This is a genomic window from Enterococcus sp. DIV0876, from assembly GCF_050529585.1.
Taxonomy (GTDB): Bacteria; Bacillota; Bacilli; order Lactobacillales; family Enterococcaceae; genus Enterococcus_D.
This window is the reverse complement of the sequence record NZ_CP172882.1, coordinates 2,073,178-2,088,664: the sequence shown is the minus strand read 5'-3', so window position 1 is coordinate 2,088,664 and position 15,487 is coordinate 2,073,178. Positions and strand designations below refer to the sequence as shown.

Sequence of the window (15,487 nt, the reverse complement as noted above, 5' to 3'; positions counted from 1 at the left end):
AAATAATTGGTTGGCAATCCCTTCAATTTTACGATGAACAACAAAGAAAAAGGATGGAAGAATCAGGGCTGATTCTTTCATCCTTTTATTTTGTCTTTGCAGGATTTGTTTTGCGTTGTAAAAAGCGTGACTTAGGTCGTAGGTAGGTAAATCCTTCGCCTTCTACTTCATGGACATTGATGACAGAAACAAATGCTTGTGCATCAAAGTCATGGACGATTCGTTTGACCTCTGAGATTTCTCGTCCGCTGACCACCATATAAATGATTTGTTTATCTACACGAGCGTATGCACCTTCGCCGTGCAAAAATGTGACGCCTCGCTCAAGTTCATCCATCAGTACTGGCGCCATTTCTTCAGTATGATTGCTGATGATCAATATACCTTTTGCAGAATAACCGCCATCGAGAATCGAATCAATGACACGAGAAAAGACGTAAGAGAAAATCAAGGTGTACATCATCCGCTTCAGGTCAATGTAAGACAAGGAAAGCAGCAAAACAAATACATCAAAAATCAACAATGAGCGCCCGATCGTCACACCAAAGTTTTTTTCTAAAATACGTGCCAAGACATCGACACCGCCTGTGGTACCGCCGACTTTATAAACGATCCCACTGCCGATCCCAGCGACTAGACCGGCAAGTAATGCAACGATCAGCAAGTCATGCTGTAAATCGATGGCAAAGGGAATTGTTTGCCAAAAAGCCAACCAAAAAGACAGACCAAAGGTGCCCAATATGGTATAGATCAATGACCGTCGCCCTAAAATCTTACCACCAATCAAAATGATCGGGATATTCAAAATCAGTGTACTATAGGCTGGATTGATTCCCCATAATGCACGCATGATCAAGGTGATCCCAGTCACACCGCCTTCAGCCAAGTCATTTGGGATATTTAAATACACAAGTCCAAAGGCATAAATACTGGTGCCTAATAATATCAAGACAATATCGCGAACTGTTCGCCATGAAAATAAAGTACGCATACTGTTCCCCCTCGCTTTAAATAAATTCACATGTACAAATGTAGCACGAATTGAGGGATTGTACAATAAATGACCCTAAGACGGGTATCTAGGCAGAGACAGAATCTTTTGGTAAGATAACAGGGAAAGGGTGAAGAAGATGACAGACAAACAATCCTTATCGTCAATGCAAGCAGAAGTTGACGCATATATCCAACAATTCAAAGCAGGTTACTTTAGTCCCCTCGCACAAATGGCGCGTCTGACAGAAGAAGTTGGTGAACTTGCTCGAGAGGTCAACCATTATTATGGTGAAAAAAGCAAGAAGCATGAAGAAGCAGAAAAAACGGTGGCAGAAGAGTTAGGTGATGTTCTCTTTGTAACAATGATCATGGCCAATTCTTTAAATATTGATTTAACGGAAGTATTTCAAACGAATATGCAAAAATTCAATCAGCGGGACAAATATCGTTTTGAGAGAAAAGATGGTCAAAAATATGAAGCTGAATAATCTACCAGAGGCCTTTATCCAAGCAGCACCTCTGTTGCGAAAAATCGAAGAGGCTGGTTTTGAAGCATATTTTGTCGGTGGCAGTGTCCGCGACACGATTTTAAATCAACCGATCCATGATGTCGATATTGCCACCAGTGCCTTTCCGGCAGAAGTCAAAGCATTGTTTCCCCGCACGATCGATATTGGGATCGAACATGGCACCGTCCTTGTCTTGTGGGAACAAGCACAATACGAAATCACGACGTTTCGCACCGAGGCAACGTATCAAGATTTCCGTCGACCAGATAAGGTCGACTTTGTTCGTTCGTTACAGGAAGACTTGAAACGACGTGATTTTACGATCAATGCTTTGGCACTCCAAAAAGATGGTCAAATCATCGATTTATTTGATGGGTTGGCAGATATAGACAATCAAGTGCTGCGTGCCGTTGGCAATCCGCAAGAACGATTTCACGAAGATGCATTGCGGATGATGCGGGGCTTGCGCTTTGTTAGTCAACTAGGATTTGAACTAGAGGCGCAGACCTGCCTTGCAATTCAAGAAAATCATGCTTTGTTGGCGAAGATATCGGTAGAAAGAGTGATGATCGAGTTTATCAAGATGCTGCTGGGCGCGCATCGGGACCAAGCTTTAAAAGCCTTCGTTGCGACAGAATGCTATCAATATTGTCCAGGTTTACGTCCCTATGGCGAGGCGTTGCTGCGCATGGCGGATTTACCAACGTTACCACTGATGAATGAAGAGGCAGCTTGGGTATTGCTGATGGATCAACTGCAATTAGACGTCAGCGATGTGCGGCCATTCTTAAAGGCGTGGAAGTGTTCAAATGCGTGTATTCGTCAAGTGCAAGCAGGTTATCAAGCTTTGCTGCTCCGCAAAGAAGGGGAGTGGACTGATATGGCGTTGTATCAAGCTGGTTTACCTACGATTCGCCTTGTCGAAAGCGTATTGCCACTTGTTGGTAAAGATAGTCAACTCGCTGAGGTTGAAGCACGCTATCTCGCCTTGCCGATCCATCAATTACAAGATTTAGCCATCAATGGCCGCGATTTATTAACGGCATTTGATCGTCCTTCAGGTCCTTGGCTGAAAGAAGTATTGCAAGCGCTGGAAGAGGCAGTTGTGACTGGTAAGATAGCCAATCAAAGTGATTACTTGTTGGTATATGCAAAAGACTGTCTTGCACATTTAGAGGGCTGACTTTTGAGGAGAATCAAAAAAATCAACTGTTTTACGAAAAAAGTCCGTAAATAGCAAAGTTAATTTGTGTTTGAATTCATACAATGTGTTAGAATTGAAATGTAATACTAATGAAAAGGAGCGTTTTGTCATGGCTAGAGATATGAAAGCTTTAAAATTCTATTTCCGTAATGGAGAAACATGGACGATCGAACGTCGTTACATCGGTGACTTGTGGATCAAACAAATCACAACTAGTTTTGGTCGTATCCACGGTAGTGAGTTCGTTGAGATTCATCCTTGTGCTGGTTTCAAAATCGAAATTTTCCAAGAAGGCGATCATGTAGCAACACACGATATCAACTTGGGTGGCTTAGAATTAGGGATGTTTGCTCGGGCGTTGAAATATGAAGACATCGAGAGAATGGAAATTCTTTATCGTAATGGCACACCTGATTTGGTTTACTTCCCTTATAAAGATAAAGATACTGAAGGATTGGATAATGTGTACCAATCAACACAAATCAGTGAAAAAACGAAGAGCTTGTACATCGTCATCGATCCGAATCAAACGGTTGAAGATGTTTATGGAGAACACTTTTCAGAATAAGAACCAAAAAACGCAGAACTTTGAGTTCTGCGTTTTTTTATAATGATTGCTGGAAAATTTCTGTATATTTTTTCAATAAAAGATAATCTTCAGCCAAGTGGTCTTTGATAATGATTGTATCACCGAAGAGACTTTTGCGGGCGTGTTGCATGACACGATGCTGGATGTCCTCTGACAATAAATAGTCGATCTCTGATTGCTTCAATTCTTGTGCAGCAGCGCTGCCGCGATTTTTTTCTAGAAACTGCAGCAAATCGTATTCAAGATGTCCCGCATTATTAATGACGCGCTTGTATTCGATTTTGTCTATTTTCATCTGCTCAACACTCCTTACATAGTAAGATACCCCAGAAAGAACAGTGACAGGTGGATTTTGTTTATTTTTTCCAAAATCTTAAAGTATGTGTAAAAATATTTGGGTTATGTTCATTTTTTCGGCCATCAACCGTTATAATATCTTTTTTTCCGGTCCAACATTTGAGATGCCATCCATTCCGCCCGCATGCCCACCAACGAGTTTGCTGCGGGCAATTGCTCTAGCACCTTCTAAATGACTATTGGCATGGACGATTGCTGTAAAACCGTATTTTTCACGAATCTTATCAATGATCAAGTCTAATTTGTGCTGTTGCAGCTGTTCTTCAGCATTTTCGAATAAGTCTAATTGAATATTTTCGGTATACAGCAGTTTTGAATAGGTAATCCCTACGTGACGTGTGACTTGTCCGGTATAATATTTGCGAAACAAAAATAAGCAATGCGCGACCAATTTACGGGAATTGTCGGTCGGTGGGATTTTCATCTGCCGTGAAAAACCGCTGGCTGTTTCTCCGAAAGCTACACCGATCGAAACATGGATACAGGCTGTTTGACAATGATGACGTCGAATACGTGCAGCTACTTGTTCAGCCATTTCTTTGATCACGATCTCGATTTCTTCTTGCAAGTAGTAATTACGATTCAACACTTGGCTGTTGCCGTAACTTTTTTCAAGGACTTGTGGCGTAGGGTCAGAAAGAATCGTGCGATCGATTCCGTTGGCATGATGATAAAGCTGTTCGCCAATGATGCCCATTCGACTGCGTAAAAAATCAGGACTTGCTTGTGCCAACTGCTCGATCGATTCGATGCCCATTAAATGCAGGCGTTTCTGGGTTCGATGACCGATGCCCCAAAAGTCAGTCATAGGAGAAATCCGCCACACCTTATTTGGTACATCTTGATAGGTCCATTCTGAAATCAGGTGTTGATTGTGCTTTGATTCATTGTCTAACGCCAATTTAGCGAGTAGAGGATTATCCCCGATGCCCACAGTTACATATAATTTAGTTGTTTGATAAATATCTTGTTGGATCATTTTGGCAAACTCCCAGCGTTTTTTTGTCCGGGAAAATGTCGTGTCCGGAAAAAAAAGATCCATACTGCGGGTGATGTCCATCATTGATTCATCAATGGAATACAGCATCAAGTCTTCCTCGGCCACATATTTGCGAATGACGTTATTGACTTTGGTATTTTCTTTGATATAAAAACTCATCCGTGGGGGTACTTTGATCAAATCTGGGTGGACGGGCATATTGTCGTTACGGGTAACGTTGGTGATACCTAAAACTTTTTTTGCCATTGGTGAAGCAGCCAAAACCAATCCATTGCCGGTATTATCTGAGTGAGACATCACAACAAGCATGGTCGTCATAGGATCCATTCCTAAGGAAACACATTCGACAGAGGCATAGAAGCTTTTGACATCAATAAATAAAATGTCTCTTTTTGGTTCTTTTTCATAGTTAAAACCGCCCATTTTTATCACCTCTTATTCAAATTATACGAACAAACGTTCTGATTGTAAAGCGAACGCGTACGCAGTCATTTGCCAGAGAAAAAGAGCCTCTCGATGAATCGTTATGTATAAAAAGAATCGTTCTTACAACTTAATAATGGGAAAGCATTAGTCGCTGTGGGAGACTTGCTAAAATAAAACGACAAAAAAATCGCCAAGGCGTTGATTATCGGCCTTGACGAGGTTTTTGCTGGTATTATTTTGTTTCACGGTGTAAAGTAACTTTTCTTTCACGTGGGCAATATTTTTTCTTTTCCAAACGATCAGGATTGTTACGTTTGTTTTTGTTAGATAAGTAGTTGCGTTCTTTACAAGAAGTGCATTCTAATGTGATGTTTACGCGCATGATTTTCCCCCCTCACCATTCAAGAATCCTCTAAGAAATCTCTCAGACTAAAATATAATAGCATGATTTAAAAGGGAAAGCCAGTCTTTTTGTAAAATTTGTTAAGTAAAACTACTTGACGAAATTTGTATCAGGTTTATTTTAATTTGCTTTGAATATCTTCAATCATTTTGGTGTAGGCGATCGGACCATTGTATAGCCAACTTGATTCCGGACCAAATTCCCATAGATTCCCGTCTTTGACCGCTTTGAGGTTTTGCCACACTTGATCGTTGAAGAAGTCGGCCCCTTCATCACTGTTTACCAAGATCAGATAATCAGCATCCAATTCTGCAAGTTTTTCTAGAGAAACAGCTGACCAGTCAGCTGTTGCTGTTTCACTGACTTCAGCGACTAGGCTAGGTACTGAAAAACCAAGTTCTTGATACAACAATTGGCCACTTGATTTGGTTTGCGCAACCATGAAAGCAGAATTATTGACGACCCATAAGACTGCAACTGATTTGCCTTCGATTTTATCTGCATACGTTTCTTTTGTTGAAGCAATCAACGTATCATAATCTGTTTCTACTTGTTTCGCTTGATCTTCTTTGTGCAAGACTTTGGCAATATCGTTTAGACGGTCGCGCCAAGTTACATCTTCGCCATTTGTGACGACATAGGTAGGGGCGATTTTGCTATATTGGGCATATTTATCACCCTCAACCATTGAATTACTGTCCATCAATAGCAGATCTGGTTCGTAGCTCAAAACATCTTCATAAGGTAAATCATAGCTGATTCTTGGTACATCTGCTAATTTGTCTTGCAGATATGCTTGGTCACTGTCATTGCCCACGGTCCATTGGGCAACTGGGGTCACACCCAAGGCGACCAGATAATCTTCGAGATAACTTGCGATCACGCGCTGAGGATCGGCAGGGATTGTGACATCATTGCCAGCGGCATCTGTTAATGTCGTTTCTACTGCCGAACTTGAAGTGGCAGTGCTGTCTGTTGTGTGGTTACTTGAACATGCACCCAATACGACGAGGGAAAGCAAGGAAAGAGAAGCAACCCAACTTTTTTTCTTGAATAAATGTTTCATTTTTTTCCTCCTTTGTTCTAAACTGAGCGTACATTCATCAAATGAGAATGATTCTCAATCTTTAATCGTATTATTACGAAGAAAATGACTTTTGTCAATCAGTGAAATAGATTATTTTTGCAGCTATTGACGAATGAAAGAAAAACAAGGATAATTGATAATCATTATCAGTATATATGATCGAGGGAAATTATGGCAAAATTGAGAACAGTTGACTTGACGGTTGGCTATCAAAAACAAAAAATTGTGCAACACCTAACAATTGAGATTCCAGAAGGGAAAATCATTGGTTTGATTGGTCCGAACGGCAGCGGCAAGTCGACCTTATTGAAGGCTTTGGCCCGCGTATTGACGCCTTTGTCAGGAGAGATATTGTTAGGTGAAAAGCAGTTGCATCAAATAAAAACCAAAGAAGTGGCCAGTCAAATCGCCCTTTTGTCGCAAATCAGCGATTCTTCAATTGGCTTAACGATTCGCGAAATTGTTTCCTATGGCCGCTTTCCTTACCAAAAAGGTCTAAGTGGTTTGTCCAAAAAAGACAGTGAAGCCATTGAATGGGCATTGCATGCAACGGGACTTGAAGCGCTGGCGGATGAAAATATAGGGACACTGTCCGGCGGTCAAAAGCAGCGGGTATGGATTGCGATGGCCTTGGCCCAAGATACGGATATTGTGATTTTAGATGAACCCACGACCTTTTTAGATCCGGCACATCAACTAGAAATATTGCTCTTGCTGCAGCAAATCAATCAGCAGTATGACAAAACGATTATCATGTCGATCCATGATTTGAATCAGGCATCTCGATTTGCTGACTATATTTTTGCCTTGAAGTCTGGGGAATTGTTGATATCTGGTACACCAGAGGAAGTCTTGACCACACAGTGGCTCAAAAAGCTATTTGATATCGAAGCGACACTGACGACATTTCCCAATAGCCGTAAACCCTTGATTTTGACTTATGATCTGGGGGCTGGATCATGAAGCGATTTATTTGGCTATTTTTCATATGTTGTGTTCTATTTGCAAGTATTTTCTTTTTGGCAATTACACAAGGTGCCGCGGATATCCCCTTAAAGACCATCAAGGAAGCTTTTTTTGATTTTGATTACCAAAATCAATTGCACCAAGTGTTGCGTAATATTCGGTTGCCTAGAGTGTTGTCCGCTTTTCTTGTCGGCAGTTGTTTTGCGGTTACTGGCGCGGTCATGCAAGGCATCACCAAAAATCCCTTGGCTGATGGGGGGCTTTTAGGTGTCAATAGCGGGGCCGCTGTGGGGCTGGCGATTGCTTTTATTTTGTTTCCAACGATTCAACCAAGTCAAGCGGCCCTTTTTTCTTTTTTGGGTGCTCTCATTGCCACGGTCTTTTTATTTTTACTTACAAAGTATGCCCGTTTAGGGATGTCACCAACAGGATTGGTATTGGCTGGGGTCGCGCTAAGTTCTTTTTTTTCGGCAATTAGTCAAACCTTGTCATTACAATTTGATTTGAACCAAGATTTGGCTTTTTGGTTTATTGGTGGAGCGGCCAATGTGACGTGGGCGCAATTGCGCTTTGCCGCACCGATTTATTTATTTGCTATTTTATTGACGTTAGGTATGGGAAAATCACTGAATCTTTTGTCTTTAGGAGATGATACAGTGATTGCTCTCGGCAAACACCCCCATGGCATCAGAGGGGCTGCCCTGCTATTAGTGGTCATTTTAGCCGGGATGGCTGTGTCATTAGTTGGACCGGTCAGTTTTATCGGATTGATGGTGCCTCATGTGATGCGGGGCCTCGTAGGCAAAAATTACCAATTCATTTTACCGTTGACAGTGATTGGCGGGGGCACGCTAGTCATGGCCGCCGATTTGGTTGGCCGCTTGATCAATCCGCCATTTGAAACACCTTTTGGGGCGATTTTGGCATTGATCGGTGTACCTTTCCTATTGGTCAAGATTAGGAGGGAACAGCTGTGAAGAAAAAAATGATATTCTTTTTCCTCCTAGTGATAGGTGCCTTTTTGGCAAGTGTGATGGTTGGTAAAACGTTTCTTTCTTTTGATGTTTTGTTGGATATACTCAAAGGAACGGCTTCTAGCAGTCAAGTCCTTACATTGATGTCCTTTCGTTTGCCAAGGGCATGTTTGGCCCTGCTTGCCGGTCTGGCTTTCGGCTTTTCTGGTTTTGCTTTACAAGGTGTGACAAGGAATGAATTGGCAGATGCAAGTATTTTAGGAATCAACAATGGGGCAGGCCTATTCGTGATCATTTATTTGGGTTTTTATGCCCAAGGGTCTTATCTATTGCCATTGATTGGCACGATTGGCGGATTGGCGGCAGCTTGTTTGGTATATTTCATTGCTTTCAAGTACCGGCAATTGTTGTCGATGGAACGGGTTCTGTTGGCAGGGATTGCTGTGAACGCCGGCTTAGCAGCCGGCACGTTATTACTAACAGTCCAATTATCAAAGGACCGCTATAGCTTTGTGACGTCGTGGCTTTCTGGGGCCATTTGGGGAACGTCATGGGCACAGATCATTAGCCTTTTGCCGTGGGTGATCTTATTTTCAGCGGCTGTTTTCTTTACAGCACCACTATTGAATCTGCTTGGCTTTGGCGAGGAACAAGCAATCAGTTTGGGTGTTTCTCTGACGAAGCTGCGGACATGGTTCTTGCTATTAGCGGTTGGTTTGGCTGCAAGTACTGTCGGCTATACTGGTAATTTGGCTTTTGTCGGTTTATTGGCACCGCATATTGCCAAAGGAATCGTCGGAAAAGAATCACGTACAGCGCTCGTCTTGTCCGGAATGGTGGGGAGCATCTTGGTTTTGGTCAGTGATACGATCGGCCGTCTGGTGTTGACCAACGGTGAAATACCTGCAGGAATCATTATCTCTCTTGTTGGCGCCCCTTATTTTTTATATTTAATGATTCGTCAAAAAGCACGATAAACGTGATAAGCAGAGAAAAACGAATTTTCTCTCATTAGCGTTTGCTATTTGGCGCTTTTTTTTGGTACTATCTCTGAGAGGAGTGATTTCATGGAGAAAGCTTTTTTAAGAAAACAAATGATCAGTACGCTAGAACAACTCCCAAAAAAACGCAAACAAAAGAAAGAAGTTCTGATTCAGCAATTGCTGTTTGCATCGCAAGACTGGCAAAATGCGAAATCAGTTGGCGTGATTCGCTCACTGCCCTTTGAATTTGACACGCAAGCGATTTTTGCGCAAGCAGCCAAAGAAAATAAACGTATCGCTGTACCTAAAACTGTCAACAAAGCATTGCATTTTTTTGAAGTCGACGCGCGTACGCGTTATCAAAAGTCGGCTTTTGGTGTAGATGAACCCATAAGTGAAAAAGAAGCAACGCAATTGGACCTTGTACTTGTTCCAGGGTTGATTTTTTCGACTTCAGGTTATCGTATCGGGTTTGGCGGTGGCTATTATGATCGTTTTCTAGCAACGTACAGTGGACATACCATTTCTTTGGTTTTTTCGGAGCAGATCAATGATCAATGGCGTCCAGAAGCCTTTGATATTCCAGTGGATAAAATCATTACAGACACCTATGATTCAGCAAGCAAAGGAGCGGCACAATGAATACTTTTATGAAAAAATGGCGCAATCAACCATTCTTTACTTATTTATTTTTGGCGATTCAAACAATCGTGTTTATTCTCGGCTATCTCACACCATCGATACAGATCAGTGGCGTGATGTACGGCCCTTTTGTTGCATACATGCACGAATACTGGCGTTTTGTTACACCGATTTTTCTGCATTTTGGTTTGGCACATTTTGCTATCAATTCAGTGATTTTGTATTATATGGGGCAGCAAGTGGAAGCCATTTATGGACATAGCCGTTTTTTTGGTTTGTATATGCTTAGCGGTATCATGGGCAATGCGATGAGTTTCGCTTTCAATCAAGCTGGGGTGCAATCAGCTGGCGCAAGTACATCGTTGTTTGGTTTGTTTGGCGCCTTTTTGATTCTAGGTCTGCATTTCAAAAACGATTACCGCATTCAAGCAATGGTACGCCAATTCGCCTTATTTGTCGGCTTGAATCTTGTATTTGGCTTATTTGATCAGTCAATCGATATTTGGGGGCACATAGGCGGAATCATTGGTGGGCTGCTGTTAGGGAATCTATTTGCGTTGCCGAAAAATTATGGCAAATATTCTATTCATACACGAATCATCTCAGGGGTACTCTTTGTTTTCTTATTGGTGATTTTTGTGATATATGGTTTAAAAAAATATCAAATACTTGTATAATAAGCAGGAAGTGGTTATATGGAAACATTATATGACGTACAGCAATTACTGAAACAATTTGGTGTTTATATTTATGTAGGCAAGCGTATCTACGATATTGAATTGATGCAGATCGAGTTGAAAAACTTTTATGACAGCCGCTTGATTGATCAAGATACTTATATGACCGCTTGGCATATCCTTAAACGTGAACATCGAATAGAAGAAAGTCGGGAGGAAAAATTGTGATGGACAAAAAAATCATCGGCATCGATTTAGGCGGCACGACAGTCAAATTTGCCATTTTGACAACAGAGGGAGAGATTCAACAAAAATGGAGTATTGATACCAATATCCTTGATGAGGGTGCCCATATCGTACCGGAGATCATTGCATCGATCAATCACAGATTAGGTTTGTATGACATGAAACCTGAAGATTTTATCGGCATCGGCATGGGGACACCAGGCAGTGTTGATCGGGAGAAGGGAACGGTCATCGGTGCTTATAACCTGAATTGGAAAACATTGCAACCAGTCAAAGAATTGATTGAAAAAGGAACAGGCATTGCTTTTGCTATCGACAATGACGCCAATGTTGCCGCTTTGGGCGAGCGTTGGAAAGGTGCTGGTGAAAACAATCCAGATGTGATCTTTATCACCTTGGGTACTGGTGTCGGTGGCGGCATTATCATGGAAGGACAACTGCTTCATGGCAAAGCTGGGTGTGCCGGTGAGATCGGTCATATCACAGTCGATCCTGAAGGATACGAATGTACTTGCGGCAAACGCGGATGCTTAGAAACAGTTTCTAGTGCAACAGGGGTAGTCAGAGTCGCACGGACACTAGCTGAAGAGTATGCAGGCGATTCTAAATTGAAACAACAATTAGACAATGGTGAAGAGGTTTCAAGCAAAGATATCTTTGATGCGGCCCAAGCCAATGATCCCTTTGGCTTGATGGTCGTCGATAAAGTATGTTTCTATCTTGGTTTAGCTTGCGGGAATCTTGGAAACACATTGAATCCGGCAAGTATTGTTTTAGGTGGCGGTGTTTCTGCTGCAGGTGAATTCTTACGCAAACGTGTTGCAACTTATTTCGCCAAGTTTACCTTCCCGCAAGTCACGGAAAGTACAGAAATCAAATTAGCACAACTAGGCAACGATGCGGGTGTGATCGGTGCTGCGTCGTTGGCATTACAATTTGCACAATAAACACGATTTTTTCGTGTCTCAATTATTTTATTGAAGTGAGAGTAGAGAGGATAGAGGAAAAATATGTCACCAATTATGTGGATCAATCTTGTTTTGGGACTGATTATCTTAGCAATCGCCCTAAACTGGGGTTATTATCAAATCATGGGACGGCGATCAGCAACGATCATCCCCGAAGATGAGTTCAAAGCAGGAATGAAAAAAGCGCAAGTGATCGATGTACGTGAAAAAAATGAATTTGATAGCGGCCATATTATGGGTGCCCGCAATATTCCTTTCACCGTGTTAAGCAATTCTTTTAGCGCGTTTCGTAAAGATCAGCCGATTTATCTATATGATACCCGGAAATCATTGAGTATTCGGGCGGCAAACAAATTACGTAAAGAAGGCTTCACCAATGTGTATATCTTAAAAGAAGGATATGAAGGTTGGAGCGGTAAAACCAAGAAGAAAAATACCCTTTAGCAAAACAGCCCATCTATCCTGTAGATGGGTTTTTGCATATATGGCTGGAGCAAACCTATTATTGCAGACAGTTAGGAGATGGACGAAATGATCAAGCAAAAGAGGATTTATGAGCCCAAAGCAGCTGAAGATGGCTATCGGATATTGGTCGATCGTATATGGCCTAGAGGGGTCAGTAAAGAAGCTGCTGCCATCGATTTGTGGTTGAAGGATGTGGCACCAAGTACGGATCTAAGAAAATGGTTTAACCATGAGCCAGCACGTTATGAAGCATTCAAAGAAAAATATCTAACAGAACTGAAACAAGGCCATGGAAAAGAAGCCTACCAAACATTGCAAGTACTGATCAAAGAACATGCCACAGTAACACTGCTGTATGGGGCAAAAGATGAACGATTTAATCAAGCGACAGTTCTGCGTGAAAAATTACAAAAAGCGTCACAAAAAACCGCTAACCAATAACCTGTTAGCGGTTTTTTTATTTGGCCGATGTTTAGCGTGCCACGCTTTTGCGCATTGCCCGTTTACGTTTTTCGTCATGGGCAGCTTGTTGTTCATCGATTGGGTCGATGACTTGTTTCTTGACAGTTAAAACTACACTCGCTGCAGCGGCAACAGTTGCTGCAGTACCAATTAGAAATCCAGTTAAAAATCGTTTCATTATCAAACACCTCGTCTTTGTCTTTAGTGATACTTTCATTATGCGTCAAATGACGAAAAAATTCAAAAATAAACGCTTTACCTAAGTAAACTCTTGATAATATTTAGTAAATATTTTATAATAAATTTACTAAACGAAAATAAAGGAGCGATATCTATGGATAAACTAGCAGACATTTTTAAAGAGCGATTTGATGAAATGGGCACAGGTACTTACTTTGCACCTGGAAGAATCAACTTGATTGGGGAACATACTGATTACAATGGCGGGTATGTCTTCCCAGCAGCTATTACACTCGGGACTTATGCAGTCGCCCGCAAACGCGAAGATCAACTGGTACGCTTGTATTCGGAAAACTTTCCTGATATAGGGATCATTTCTTTTGATTTAGATGATTTAGAATATCGCAAGACAGACAATTGGACCAATTATCCCAAAGGAGTCTTACGCTACTTAAAAGAAGCTGGACATGATATCACGACTGGTTTTGATGTGGCGTTTTATGGCAATATTCCAAATGGAGCTGGATTATCTTCCTCTGCGTCCATCGAGTTGTTGACGGGTGTGATGTTAGAAGATTTGTATCAATTGACATTGGATCGCTTAGACTTGGTTAAAATCGGCAAGAAGGTTGAAAATGAATTTATTGGCGTCAATTCGGGTATTATGGATCAATTTGCGATCGGCATGGGGCAAAAAGATCATGCTTTGTTGTTAGATACCAACACTTTAAACTACGATGTTGTACCTGCAGCATTTGGAGAATACGTGATTGCTATCATGAATACCAATAAACGTCGCGAATTAGCTGATTCTAAATACAACGAACGCCGATCAGAGTGTGAAGAAGCATTGGCACGTCTGCAAACCAAATGTTCGATCGATTCCCTTGGTGCATTGGATGAAGAGACCTTCTTTGCCAATACAGATTTGATTGGCGATGAAACCTTGATCAAACGTGCAAAACATGCAGTAACTGAGAATCAGCGTACATTGAAAGCCAAAGCTGCATTGACAGCAGGTGACTTAGTGACTTTCGGTCAACTACTGAATGATTCCCATACCTCTTTACGAGATGATTATGAAGTAACAGGTATTGAATTAGATACGCTTGCAGCTGCAGCTCAAGCCCATCCGGCTGTCTTAGGTGCCCGTATGACTGGTGCAGGTTTTGGCGGTTGTGGCATTGCATTGGTCAAAGCCAGTGAATGGAATGACTTCAAAGAACAAGTACTAACCGCGTATGAAGATAAAATCTGCTATCCAGCAGACATTTATCAAGCGAGTATTGATGATGGTGCACGAAAACTGTAGAATAAGAAACGATGAAGACAATAAGAAAGAAGGCTGAATAATGACGATTTTAGTATTAGGCGGGGCAGGATATATTGGCTCCCACGCGGTAGACCAACTGATCAATCAAGGAAATAAAGTTGCGGTCGTTGATAATTTATTGACAGGACATCGTCAAGCAGTCCATCCGGATGCAGCATTTTATCAAGGGGATATTCGCGACAAAGATTTTCTGAAAGATGTTTTTGCAAAAGAAGAAATCGAGGGTGTCATCCATTTTGCTGCTAGTTCTTTAGTAGGCGAATCTGTTGAGAATCCTCTAAAATATTTCAATAATAATGTTTACGGTATGCAGATTTTATTAGAAGTCATGCAAGAGTTCTCGGTGAAACATATTGTCTTTTCTTCAACAGCGGCGACCTATGGTGAACCAGAACAAAGCCCAATTACTGAAATGACACCGACCAATCCCAAAAATCCATATGGCGAAAGCAAGTTGATGATGGAAAAAATGATGCGATGGTGTGACGAAGCATACGGCATGAAATTTGTCGCGTTGCGCTACTTTAATGTCGCTGGTGCCAAAGCGGACGCAACGATTGGTGAAGACCATGACCCGGAAACACATTTGGTACCAATCATTTTGCAAGCAGCGTTAGGTCAGCGAAAAGAAGTTGCGATTTTTGGTGACGATTATGATACACCAGACGGGACTTGTATCCGTGATTATGTGCATGTGGAAGATTTGATTGCTGCGCATCTATTGGCATTAGACTATTTGTTAAAAGGCAATGAAAGCAATGTCTTCAATTTGGGCAGCAACAATGGCTATTCAGTCAAAGAAATGGTTGAAGCAGCCCGCACTGTCACACAAAAAGAGATTCCTGCCCGCATCGCACCTAGACGCGCTGGCGATCCGAGTACATTAGTGGCTTCAAGTGATAAGGCAAAAGCTGTCTTAGGCTGGCAACCAAAGTATACAAATGTTGAATCGATTATCGAAACCGCCTGGAAATGGCATGTCAGTCATCCAAACGGTTATCAAGACTAGGAGGCACTTGACCT

General features: G+C 41.7%; 20 protein-coding genes. 14 read left to right on the top strand and 6 right to left on the bottom strand.

Annotation, left to right across the window (positions count from 1 at the left end):
* Positions 1-85: 85 nt before the first annotated feature.
* Positions 86-991, bottom strand: a complete 906-nt coding sequence (locus IGI41_RS09725; RefSeq protein WP_430609592.1) for a YitT family protein — start codon at positions 989-991, stop codon at positions 86-88.
* A gap of 139 nt (positions 992-1,130) precedes the next feature.
* Between IGI41_RS09725 and IGI41_RS09720 the strand changes: the two genes are divergently transcribed.
* From IGI41_RS09720 to IGI41_RS09710, 3 genes are all read left to right on the top strand, one after another.
* Positions 1,131-1,481, top strand: a complete 351-nt coding sequence (locus IGI41_RS09720) for a nucleotide pyrophosphohydrolase (protein WP_430609591.1) — start codon at positions 1,131-1,133, stop codon at positions 1,479-1,481.
* Positions 1,468-2,685, top strand: a complete 1,218-nt coding sequence (locus tag IGI41_RS09715; protein ID WP_430609590.1) for a CCA tRNA nucleotidyltransferase — start codon at positions 1,468-1,470, stop codon at positions 2,683-2,685. The genes IGI41_RS09720 and IGI41_RS09715 overlap by 14 nt, the downstream gene beginning before the upstream one ends.
* A 130-nt stretch (positions 2,686-2,815) precedes the next feature.
* Entirely contained in the window at positions 2,816-3,274 is a 459-nt protein-coding gene (locus IGI41_RS09710; protein WP_430609589.1) for a hypothetical protein, read from the top strand.
* Between the two features lie 37 nt (positions 3,275-3,311).
* Here the strand turns inward: IGI41_RS09710 and IGI41_RS09705 are convergent, their stop codons facing one another.
* The 4 genes from IGI41_RS09705 to IGI41_RS09690 all read right to left on the bottom strand — a co-directional run bounded on the left by IGI41_RS09705 (position 3,312) and on the right by IGI41_RS09690 (position 6,547).
* The gene (locus IGI41_RS09705) at positions 3,312-3,590 is read right to left on the bottom strand and encodes a hypothetical protein (protein ID WP_430609588.1); all 279 of its coding nucleotides are present in this window, start codon (positions 3,588-3,590) and stop codon (positions 3,312-3,314) included.
* A gap of 132 nt (positions 3,591-3,722) precedes the next feature.
* Entirely contained in the window at positions 3,723-5,075 is a 1,353-nt protein-coding gene (locus tag IGI41_RS09700; RefSeq protein ID WP_430609587.1) for a Y-family DNA polymerase, read from the bottom strand.
* Between the two features lie 235 nt (positions 5,076-5,310).
* The gene (rpmG, locus tag IGI41_RS09695) at positions 5,311-5,460 is read right to left on the bottom strand and encodes a 50S ribosomal protein L33 (RefSeq protein ID WP_005229384.1); all 150 of its coding nucleotides are present in this window, start codon (positions 5,458-5,460) and stop codon (positions 5,311-5,313) included.
* Between the two features lie 136 nt (positions 5,461-5,596).
* Entirely contained in the window at positions 5,597-6,547 is a 951-nt protein-coding gene (locus IGI41_RS09690) for an ABC transporter substrate-binding protein (RefSeq protein WP_430609585.1), read from the bottom strand.
* A gap of 192 nt (positions 6,548-6,739) precedes the next feature.
* Here IGI41_RS09690 and IGI41_RS09685 point away from each other — a divergent pair, with 192 nt between their 5' ends.
* From IGI41_RS09685 to IGI41_RS09645, 9 genes are all read left to right on the top strand, one after another.
* Positions 6,740-7,531: an ABC transporter ATP-binding protein gene (locus IGI41_RS09685; protein WP_430609584.1), complete on the top strand. Its 792-nt coding sequence runs from the start codon at positions 6,740-6,742 to the stop codon at positions 7,529-7,531.
* Positions 7,528-8,511, top strand: a complete 984-nt coding sequence (locus IGI41_RS09680) for a FecCD family ABC transporter permease (protein WP_430609583.1) — start codon at positions 7,528-7,530, stop codon at positions 8,509-8,511. Before IGI41_RS09685 ends, IGI41_RS09680 begins: the two co-directional genes overlap by 4 nt.
* A gap of 8 nt (positions 8,512-8,519) precedes the next feature.
* The gene (locus IGI41_RS09675) at positions 8,520-9,485 is read left to right on the top strand and encodes a FecCD family ABC transporter permease (RefSeq protein WP_430612806.1); all 966 of its coding nucleotides are present in this window, start codon (positions 8,520-8,522) and stop codon (positions 9,483-9,485) included.
* A gap of 90 nt (positions 9,486-9,575) precedes the next feature.
* Positions 9,576-10,133 carry a 5-formyltetrahydrofolate cyclo-ligase gene (locus tag IGI41_RS09670; RefSeq protein ID WP_430609582.1) on the top strand — a complete coding sequence of 186 codons (558 nt, stop codon included), beginning with the start codon at positions 9,576-9,578 and terminating at the stop codon, positions 10,131-10,133.
* A complete protein-coding gene (locus tag IGI41_RS09665) occupies positions 10,130-10,810 on the top strand; it encodes a rhomboid family intramembrane serine protease (protein WP_430609581.1) in 681 nt (226 codons plus the stop codon). Before IGI41_RS09670 ends, IGI41_RS09665 begins: the two co-directional genes overlap by 4 nt.
* An 18-nt stretch (positions 10,811-10,828) precedes the next feature.
* The gene (locus IGI41_RS09660) at positions 10,829-11,038 is read left to right on the top strand and encodes a YqgQ family protein (RefSeq protein ID WP_313538697.1); all 210 of its coding nucleotides are present in this window, start codon (positions 10,829-10,831) and stop codon (positions 11,036-11,038) included.
* Positions 11,038-12,003, top strand: coding sequence for an ROK family glucokinase (locus IGI41_RS09655; RefSeq protein ID WP_430612804.1), 966 nt, complete (start codon positions 11,038-11,040; stop codon positions 12,001-12,003). The genes IGI41_RS09660 and IGI41_RS09655 overlap by 1 nt, the downstream gene beginning before the upstream one ends.
* Before the next feature lie 63 nt (positions 12,004-12,066).
* On the top strand, positions 12,067-12,468 hold the full coding sequence (locus IGI41_RS09650) for a rhodanese-like domain-containing protein (RefSeq protein ID WP_430609580.1): 402 nt from the start codon (positions 12,067-12,069) through the stop codon (positions 12,466-12,468).
* Positions 12,469-12,555: 87 nt separating this feature from the next.
* Positions 12,556-12,930, top strand: coding sequence for a DUF488 domain-containing protein (locus IGI41_RS09645; protein WP_430612802.1), 375 nt, complete (start codon positions 12,556-12,558; stop codon positions 12,928-12,930).
* Between the two features lie 31 nt (positions 12,931-12,961).
* Here IGI41_RS09645 and IGI41_RS09640 read toward each other — a convergent pair whose 3' ends face one another.
* Positions 12,962-13,129, bottom strand: a complete 168-nt coding sequence (locus tag IGI41_RS09640; RefSeq protein WP_430609579.1) for a DUF3042 family protein — start codon at positions 13,127-13,129, stop codon at positions 12,962-12,964.
* A 156-nt stretch (positions 13,130-13,285) separates the two neighbouring features.
* On the opposite strand from IGI41_RS09640, the gene IGI41_RS09635 reads away from it, so the two are divergent.
* A complete protein-coding gene (locus IGI41_RS09635) occupies positions 13,286-14,443 on the top strand; it encodes a galactokinase (protein ID WP_430609578.1) in 1,158 nt (385 codons plus the stop codon).
* Positions 14,444-14,483: 40 nt separating this feature from the next.
* Positions 14,484-15,473 (top strand): UDP-glucose 4-epimerase GalE, encoded by a 990-nt coding sequence (gene galE / locus IGI41_RS09630; protein ID WP_430609577.1) that lies wholly within the window; start codon positions 14,484-14,486, stop codon positions 15,471-15,473.
* The last annotated feature ends 14 nt before the right edge of the window (positions 15,474-15,487 follow it).

Excerpts from the sequence above, each read along its gene's own strand:
- IGI41_RS09725 (WP_430609592.1), bottom strand. The coding sequence starts at position 991 with ATGCGTACTTTATTTTCATGGCGAACAGTTCGCGATATTGTCTTGATA.
- IGI41_RS09720 (WP_430609591.1), top strand. The coding sequence starts at position 1,131 with ATGACAGACAAACAATCCTTATCGTCAATGCAAGCAGAAGTTGACGCA.
- IGI41_RS09715 (WP_430609590.1), top strand. The coding sequence starts at position 1,468 with ATGAAGCTGAATAATCTACCAGAGGCCTTTATCCAAGCAGCACCTCTG.
- IGI41_RS09710 (WP_430609589.1), top strand. The coding sequence starts at position 2,816 with ATGGCTAGAGATATGAAAGCTTTAAAATTCTATTTCCGTAATGGAGAA.
- IGI41_RS09705 (WP_430609588.1), bottom strand. The coding sequence starts at position 3,590 with ATGAAAATAGACAAAATCGAATACAAGCGCGTCATTAATAATGCGGGA.
- IGI41_RS09700 (WP_430609587.1), bottom strand. The coding sequence starts at position 5,075 with ATGGGCGGTTTTAACTATGAAAAAGAACCAAAAAGAGACATTTTATTT.
- rpmG (WP_005229384.1), bottom strand. The coding sequence starts at position 5,460 with ATGCGCGTAAACATCACATTAGAATGCACTTCTTGTAAAGAACGCAAC.
- IGI41_RS09690 (WP_430609585.1), bottom strand. The coding sequence starts at position 6,547 with ATGAAACATTTATTCAAGAAAAAAAGTTGGGTTGCTTCTCTTTCCTTG.
- IGI41_RS09685 (WP_430609584.1), top strand. The coding sequence starts at position 6,740 with ATGGCAAAATTGAGAACAGTTGACTTGACGGTTGGCTATCAAAAACAA.
- IGI41_RS09680 (WP_430609583.1), top strand. The coding sequence starts at position 7,528 with ATGAAGCGATTTATTTGGCTATTTTTCATATGTTGTGTTCTATTTGCA.
- IGI41_RS09675 (WP_430612806.1), top strand. The coding sequence starts at position 8,520 with ATGATATTCTTTTTCCTCCTAGTGATAGGTGCCTTTTTGGCAAGTGTG.
- IGI41_RS09670 (WP_430609582.1), top strand. The coding sequence starts at position 9,576 with ATGGAGAAAGCTTTTTTAAGAAAACAAATGATCAGTACGCTAGAACAA.
- IGI41_RS09665 (WP_430609581.1), top strand. The coding sequence starts at position 10,130 with ATGAATACTTTTATGAAAAAATGGCGCAATCAACCATTCTTTACTTAT.
- IGI41_RS09660 (WP_313538697.1), top strand. The coding sequence starts at position 10,829 with ATGGAAACATTATATGACGTACAGCAATTACTGAAACAATTTGGTGTT.
- IGI41_RS09655 (WP_430612804.1), top strand. The coding sequence starts at position 11,038 with ATGGACAAAAAAATCATCGGCATCGATTTAGGCGGCACGACAGTCAAA.
- IGI41_RS09650 (WP_430609580.1), top strand. The coding sequence starts at position 12,067 with ATGTCACCAATTATGTGGATCAATCTTGTTTTGGGACTGATTATCTTA.
- IGI41_RS09645 (WP_430612802.1), top strand. The coding sequence starts at position 12,556 with ATGATCAAGCAAAAGAGGATTTATGAGCCCAAAGCAGCTGAAGATGGC.
- IGI41_RS09640 (WP_430609579.1), bottom strand. The coding sequence starts at position 13,129 with ATGAAACGATTTTTAACTGGATTTCTAATTGGTACTGCAGCAACTGTT.
- IGI41_RS09635 (WP_430609578.1), top strand. The coding sequence starts at position 13,286 with ATGGATAAACTAGCAGACATTTTTAAAGAGCGATTTGATGAAATGGGC.
- galE (WP_430609577.1), top strand. The coding sequence starts at position 14,484 with ATGACGATTTTAGTATTAGGCGGGGCAGGATATATTGGCTCCCACGCG.